This window comes from Deltaproteobacteria bacterium, assembly GCA_016930875.1.
Taxonomy (GTDB): domain Bacteria; phylum Desulfobacterota; class Desulfobacteria; order Desulfobacterales.
Window position 1 is genome coordinate 1 of record JAFGFW010000188.1, and the last position, 7,100, is coordinate 7,100.

Genomic DNA, 7,100 nt, shown 5'->3' on the forward strand with positions numbered 1-7,100 from the left:
CCAGGTGCGTCTATCCTTGCTTTTCTTGGCATGCCTCGTCATTGTCACCTCCTTCGGCCGACGTAAAGCATAAAATCATAGACGTCCGTAAAATGCCCATAGACGTCCCCAAAATGCACCCCTCCCAGGTCCTGCACCTTGGAGCTCAAGTGTAAATAGTGTATATTTTACTTGGGGTCGCCCAGCGTCATGCGTAATCGTTCATAGCGGATACCAACCGGGTCAGAATTTCTCCTGCCTTACCGTCAAGAGAAACATCAAAAAAAGGACTCTGAGGTGTCTTGGAACGGTTTACTTCTACAACAAAGGCGCCAGAGCGTTTTGCTGCCAGGCCAAAGGAGGCTGCCGGTTGTACGACTCCGGAGGTTCCCACAACGAGCATCATCTCGGTATTTTCAAGAAGCCGGTATATCCGGGTAAGTCCCTCGTAGTCGAGGGCTTCACCAAACCAAACCACATCAGGACGAAGCATGCCTCCGCAAGCCTCGCACATAGGAGGTATGGTGATCGGCACCTCCCTGTTATCAGATGTTTTTCCGCACAGGGTGCACCTTACGCACCACAACGTTCCGTGCATTTCTATGAGGTTTTTGCTACCTGCAGCCCGGTGAAGTCCGTCGATGTTTTGGGTGACCAAGGAGAAATCTTCGACTCTTTCTTCCAGATCAACCAGCGCATAATGAGCCCGGTTGGGCTGAAGCGGTTTGATCAGGCTCCGCCTCCAGTCGTACCATTTCCAGACCAGCACCGGGTCCTTTGCAAAGGCCTCCGGCGTTGCAAGATCTTCAGCCCTTTGGCTTTTCCAAAGGCCGTCTTTGCCGCGAAACGTCGGCACTCCGCTTTCTTGCGAAATGCCGGCACCGGTCAGTACAAGAATTCGGGAAAAGGCGTTCAACCTCCCTGCGACTTCCCTGATTTTATCCGTATCGATGGGATGTTGGTTTTGTGACATATTCGTCAAAACTTTTCAGGAAGACGCAAAATGTTTCTTTGAAAATTCCTTGAATGGCAACCGCACATTCGGCCTTGGTTTCATCCGGACCCTTCCGGTTCATTGAGTTCATACGCGTCTGTTGCCGCAACGACTCCCCTTCCAATTGCTCGAGCACCTAACTTTTCTTTGATCTTTTCAACGAACGACTTGGTGCCCACAGCGGTACTCTCCGACCATTTGGTTTCGTGAACATGGGTGGAGAATAGACGGACCAGCTTCTGTTACGTATAGCTTGCCATCATCTGTAATCTGACCAGACTCAAGAATTCAGTCGGCAATCTTATAGAGATTTCGTGGAAGATACAGTGTTGTTGGCAGCTAAAAGCTACGGCGTACCCCCATACGCCTCAAAGTAGCTAAATTCCTAATATGACCTTCGAGGTCAGTAAAAGTCTGCCATTTCTGCGGGTCTTGCTCATTTTCCTGAAAAATGCCCAAGATTTCTTCAGTTTCGAGTTGCTGCAATGCGGGATTATGTATTGGTCGTCGTAATCCCCCTTGATGGGTCGGGTCCAGCTTTTCGTATTTCCTTCTGAGTTCCGATTTTTGATAGGCGTTTAATTCGACCATCGTGACCTCCTTATTAGGGTAAGACGTAAAGAAAATGGGGACGCTGGTAAGAAAGTAAAAAGGTTATTCGATTAACTTTAGCCCATTTTCGCGGGCAATGGCTTCTCCCCTTTCGACCGAGAACGCTACACCAGGAGGCCTCATTTATGAATATCTTTCGACGCTCGATTCCACGGATCATGATGTGGTGCAGGACACCGGGTGCGTCAAGGCTGGCTTGTCTTGGCATGGGCTCTATTTCGCATCTACGCTTTCCTTTGTCAACTTGATTTTTTACCAGCGTCCCCATTTTGCCCCCAGGTCAATCGGTGTCAATCATGCTTTTGTTACGTATACATTGCAGTTATGTTACTGCGGCCCTGTACGTTCCGATTAAAAATAATATGGCATATTATCAGCGGCGACCCTCACAAGGCATGCCAAGATGTGGACATAGGAAAGGCAGGGCCAAATGACCCTGCCTTCTGAGGATGCTGGTCAGTGGGAGATTACTAATATAAGGCAACCCAAAAATTATTTGATTCCCTTTTTCTTCACCTTGAAGCCGTCCGAGAGAGTATTCATAAATGCCACAATGGCATCCTCTTCTTCAGAGGTCAGTCCTAGATCACCCAGTTCGTCCGTGTTGACATTTTCATCCACTTCGGGCGCTGGCCATTCTTCCACGTCTCTAGTGTTATAGAAGTGCACAACTTCCTTTAGAGACTTGAAAACACCATTGTGCACATATGCCTTTTGAGATCCTTTGCCCACGTTTCTGAGAGTTGGGACTTTGTGCTTACCCATGTTCTCGTCTGCCAAGTCGGACCACTCCGGGATAGTCTCTAAGAAACCGCCCAAGCCTGGATCGATCCAGTCTGCACCCTCGGGGTTAATGGGCGAGCCATCATCTAGAAACACTTCATCCATCTCATAGAAGGGATTTTCCGGATTTTTTGGAACCCCCAAGTTGTCAAAGGTAAAGTCGCTAAAGAGCGGCGGCTCGCCACCGGGCTCTGGCTCGCTTGGATGACAAGCAGAGCACATTGCCTTTTCCTCGAATAATTCGAGGCCCCAGGCTTCCTGTTCAGTAAGGTCCGCTTCCCCTGCCAGATACGCATCGTACTTCGAAGAAAATTGGTTGACTTCACCCGACGCCTCATAAGCCGCAATGGCTAAGCCAATGCGATCATAATCCCTTTCAATTTCATCGTAGTTTACCGGTTCGCCCCAAACCTCTTCCCACAGGTCAACGTATTTCGAAGAAGCTACCTGTTCCAGGACCGCCTGCTTACTAGCGTTATTCTGCTCGACCGGGTTCAAAAAAGGCCCTAAAGCCTGATCTGCAGCCGGATTTCCGAGTTTTTCTCCGGTTGCCCGGCATCCCTCCAAGAATACAGTCATAGGTAACCTGCCATATCCTGGCATATTTGAAGCTGAAAATTTTTCAAGACTACTTCCCATTATATCGACTCCCAGCAACGCAAACCCCAGTTCAAGATTCCAACTTGCCAACATCTATGATTATGGAAGATTCAAGGTGCCAACTGGCTATCTCAGGTGAAGAATGGGGAGGTCACAGACCAAAGCAAAACCGGGACGTTTCATGGAAAAAACCGGAAGGCCTAATGTGAGCTTGCTCGGTCCGTACAGGAAAGGTGCGGCGATTTGGGCAACGTGTTCCAACCTTTCGGGCCAATGAATTTTGCCCGCTTTTGGCAAAACCCGGTCAGAAATGGTATGTTCCCCCAAAAAAGGGACCCAACCGGATAAGCTGAGCCCTTGACATGCCTGGTGCGCCCAGCAAGGTTCGAACTTGCGGCCTACGGATTCTCTGCCAGGCAAACGGCAAAAAACACGGTTAAAACATGGCAATGGCAGATGGTACGAAACATCGGGCCACCACCACATCTATCTCTGGCCACTCGGATATGGTATCTGGGAAAAGGCATTTCCTTTTCACCCATGTCTTTGCCTTTTTTGCGTACCCCAAATGAGTGTTCACCGAATTCGATATGAATAGCATCACAGCGGAGAACAAATGGTTGGTTTTTTCATTGGTGGCTATCGGCGTGTTCATGTGCACCCTTGACGGGAGTATCGTAAATATTGCTCTGCCTGCCATCATGAAAGATCTGAAAGTGCCTCTGGCAACCATTGAGTGGGTGCCCATGATATATTTACTCACGGTGTCGTCGCTTCTTTTGACGTTTGGACGCCTGAGCGACATTAAAGGGCGTCGCTTTGTCTATTGCGGGGGGTTTTTCATCTTTTCTTTGGGATCTCTCCTATGTGGGTGGGCTCCAAATGCCGCCTGGCTTATTGCAGCACGATCCTTTCAAGGATTTGGTGCAGCCATGATCATGGCCTGCTCCCCGGCCCTTGTCGTCGACGTCTTTCCGGCTTCGGAGAGAGGCAGGGGGCTTGGGATGGTGGGCACCGTGGTGGCCGCCGGTTTGACCACCGGTCCTGCAATCGGAGGATTGATTGTTGAGGCCTTTTCATGGCGGGTAATCTTTTACATCAATATTCCCATTGGGATCGTGGTGACAGCGCTGGCTGCTTGGGTTTTAAAGGGCGGAAAGGGAAATTTTTCGCGGCCAGAAACCTTTGACTGGGCCGGCGCCGTGCTGTTGACCCTTTGTTTCTCTTCTGCCATTATCGTTCTAACACATTCATATGACTGGGGGTATATGTCTTTTCGAACCTTGTTGTTTTCCGGAGCTACAGCGCTCGGTACAATTCTTCTTTTTCTTGTCGAAACACGCACGCCACACCCCATATTCGAACTTTCTCTCCTGCACATTCGCCTTTTCATCTTGCCGGTTTTTGCGGCCATCATCCTTTTCGTCACTCTTTTTACCATGATTTTTCTCATGCCTTTTTTTCTGGTTCAGCCATCGGGATTTTCAGTGGATCATGCGGGATTTATTATGGTTATTCCCTTTGTGTTTCTTTTTTTCATGGCTCCCATATCCGGGGCCATGTACGATCGCATCGGGTCCCGGCTTCTTTGCACCGCCGGGATGATGGTTTTAACAATCGCTTTTTACTGCCTCTCCCGCCTGGTTCCAACCGCCTCTGCGATACCGATCGCCTGGCGTCTGGCACTGGTAGGAATTGGCGTGGCCCTGTTCATTCCCCCAAACAGCTCGGCAGCCATGAGTGCTGTTCCGCCTTCTCATAGAGGGGTGGCGGCAGCAACCGTGGCAACGGCACGCAACCTGGGTATGGTTATAGGGGTGGCCATGGCCGGTCTCATTTTCAACCTCACCTTTTACACACTGAGCGGAGGGCTCGTCCTCAAGGTCTACCGGCCTGAGCTGGAGCCCGTTTTCATGGCCGCATTCCAAAAGGCCATGTTTGCCGGCTCAGTCGTTGCGGGAATCGGTATTTTCGTAGCCTTTTTCAGAGGCTCAGAGCCCGGAAATCTCTCAAACAAACAAATCCGCCGAAAACCATCCGTTTCTCACCCTTAGGGCTCGCGCAAAAATAACTTCACATTTTGGCATCTCAGCCCGCCAGAAAGAGGGCGGATCTGTGACTTCAGCCCATCCACGCCAGAGGCGGATCTGCGACTTTGACCGATCCTTCCGCCGGAGGCGGACAAACTCCTCGAAATAGCTCGCTATTCCTGCGGTTTTGCTCAATCGGATCGGCCAACTCTGAACCAAATCTGAGCGCCAACTCTGCGAACTGATCCCTCCTCAAATTACGGAACTCTTTGAAATGATTAGGTTTGAGTTTAGCAGATTTTGGAAAGTTTTTCTCACACAGATTGTCACACAGCAAACTCACATCACCCTCCCCTATCTCACTTTGTACCCGACCCCATTATCCATTGTCAACTTAATTTATTACCAGCGTCCCCATTCCTCCCTTATTCGCCTACTATCCGCAAGTTCACTGGATTTGCGGGCGCATAGTCGCCAGCCGATACCGTAATGGTGACTTCTTCAGAATCACTTTGAAGTGGTGAGCCATTGTCGGTAACCCTAAAGGTCACGGTGTAATTGCCTGCAGCAAGTCGCCGACGCGCCATAGCTTGGGCGACGGTGCGCTGCGGGGTATTCCGGCGAAGGCGAATAGAATCTGCCCATGCAGACACGTGTGGAGTTTGCTTACTAATTGTCCCGACACAGGCCTTCTTTTTCTTCTTGCAGCTCTTTGGCATGGAGGCCTAAGCTTGCAGGGGATCACACGTAGGAAAAATCATACGCGGGGGAGCGAAGTCTTCAAGAGGCATGATCTAACCAGTTATCGATATGCGTGTTTTTGTTGTGAAGGAGTTTTCCTGCGGGCTGGATTGATATCAAGGTATGTGGGTCTTGGAGGCAAGATCAAGGAAAAGATGTCTATCCCGGAACTTATAATCTTGTGTATATTTAAGGGGATACTTATACTAGCAAGCTCAGCATGTAATCAAATTGTGTCAACATTCTCTCGTAGTGCATGAAGATATTTCCATACAAACTTGGCCCCGACTTTTTCCTAATTCTTCTGGATTCAGATGATATTTTTTCGAAAGGCCGTAGCAATCAGTTTCGTGCTTTATTGGACACACATTCCAGTAATCGTGTGGGCACGCCAATACTACATACACTTCAACTGACGCTACTGTTTTGTACGTAAAGGGCACCGATTGTGACAGTTCGCTAGCAACATGAAGGGGGCTACTTCACGCAGGCCGGATCCATTACAAAACCATGAGATTTGAGTTATCGACCTGTATTCCCTTCCAAAATATAACCCAGCCACACTTCGCCCGTACCCCTGGCAGACTTGTCCTTGGCGAAATTGATGATCGAAAACCCTTGCCTGTCGAAAATCCGCCTCAAATCGTCATCTTGCCACAAATAGAACGTTCTGCCGTCCCTGTCAGTCTTCGTCCCGTCGCCTTCTTTTAACGAAACATAAGCAAAGCGTGAGGTGCATTCCTGGCCTTTCAAGGCCTGTGTGACATTTCGAAAAGCCTCGCCCAGTCTGGCATGGGGTAAATGCACAAATGATCCTGACATAAGAATTGCGTCTACTGTCAATTGGGAGAAATCGTATGTTTCAAAATCACCCTCAATCACCTCACAGCCGGCATTTTGCCTGGCAAGATCGGCAAGGCCAATTGAGCGTTCAAAACCTATAACATTACATCCTTGCTTCTGGAGCCACACGAGATCTCGACCCGAACCACAGCCTACGTCTAGAACCAAGGCCCCATCGGTTAGCCTTTTCGCAAAAGGCCCCAGAAAAGAGGAGGGGTCTACTGAAAACGTCGCTTCATGATAGGCTTTGTAGTTTTCTTGATAGTAATCAGGCATGATTCTTGATTATTTTTCCGAGGCTGTCCTTCTCAACAAGCATCAAAAGACTCAACTGCAAATCTTCAGCGCGAGGCAGTCAACAAAGGACCCGAACGAGACTCACGCCCACATAAAGATCCACCTAAACGACCTGTCCATTTTGTCAAATGTTGACGGGCTGTTGCCCAAACCTGCCACTTGCGTTTTTCATGGATTTTGGCCGTCTGCAAACCCCTGTAACCCACTGAATTTATTACTCC

Annotated in this window: 6 protein-coding genes; 1 reads left to right on the forward strand and 5 read right to left on the reverse strand. The window is 49.3% G+C overall.

The window, feature by feature from the left end:
* Nucleotides 1-187: 187 nt before the first annotated feature.
* From JW883_15785 to JW883_15795, 3 genes are all read right to left on the reverse strand, one after another.
* Nucleotides 188-952: an NAD-dependent deacylase gene (locus JW883_15785; GenBank protein MBN1843725.1), complete on the reverse strand. Its 765-nt coding sequence runs from the start codon at nt 950-952 to the stop codon at nt 188-190.
* 360 nt (nt 953-1,312) lie between these two features.
* Nucleotides 1,313-1,564 carry a hypothetical protein gene (locus JW883_15790; GenBank protein ID MBN1843726.1) on the reverse strand — a complete coding sequence of 84 codons (252 nt, stop codon included), beginning with the start codon at nt 1,562-1,564 and terminating at the stop codon, nt 1,313-1,315.
* A gap of 513 nt (nt 1,565-2,077) precedes the next feature.
* A complete protein-coding gene (locus JW883_15795) occupies nt 2,078-3,061 on the reverse strand; it encodes a hypothetical protein (protein ID MBN1843727.1) in 984 nt (327 codons plus the stop codon).
* Nucleotides 3,062-3,558: 497 nt separating this feature from the next.
* On the opposite strand from JW883_15795, the gene JW883_15800 reads away from it, so the two are divergent.
* Entirely contained in the window at nt 3,559-5,022 is a 1,464-nt protein-coding gene (locus JW883_15800) for an MFS transporter (GenBank protein ID MBN1843728.1), read from the forward strand.
* Nucleotides 5,023-5,423: 401 nt separating this feature from the next.
* Here the strand turns inward: JW883_15800 and JW883_15805 are convergent, their stop codons facing one another.
* Nucleotides 5,424-5,717, reverse strand: coding sequence for a hypothetical protein (locus tag JW883_15805; protein ID MBN1843729.1), 294 nt, complete (start codon nt 5,715-5,717; stop codon nt 5,424-5,426).
* Nucleotides 5,718-6,261: 544 nt separating this feature from the next.
* Nucleotides 6,262-6,858: a class I SAM-dependent methyltransferase gene (locus JW883_15810; protein ID MBN1843730.1), complete on the reverse strand. Its 597-nt coding sequence runs from the start codon at nt 6,856-6,858 to the stop codon at nt 6,262-6,264.
* Nucleotides 6,859-7,100: the final 242 nt, after the last annotated feature.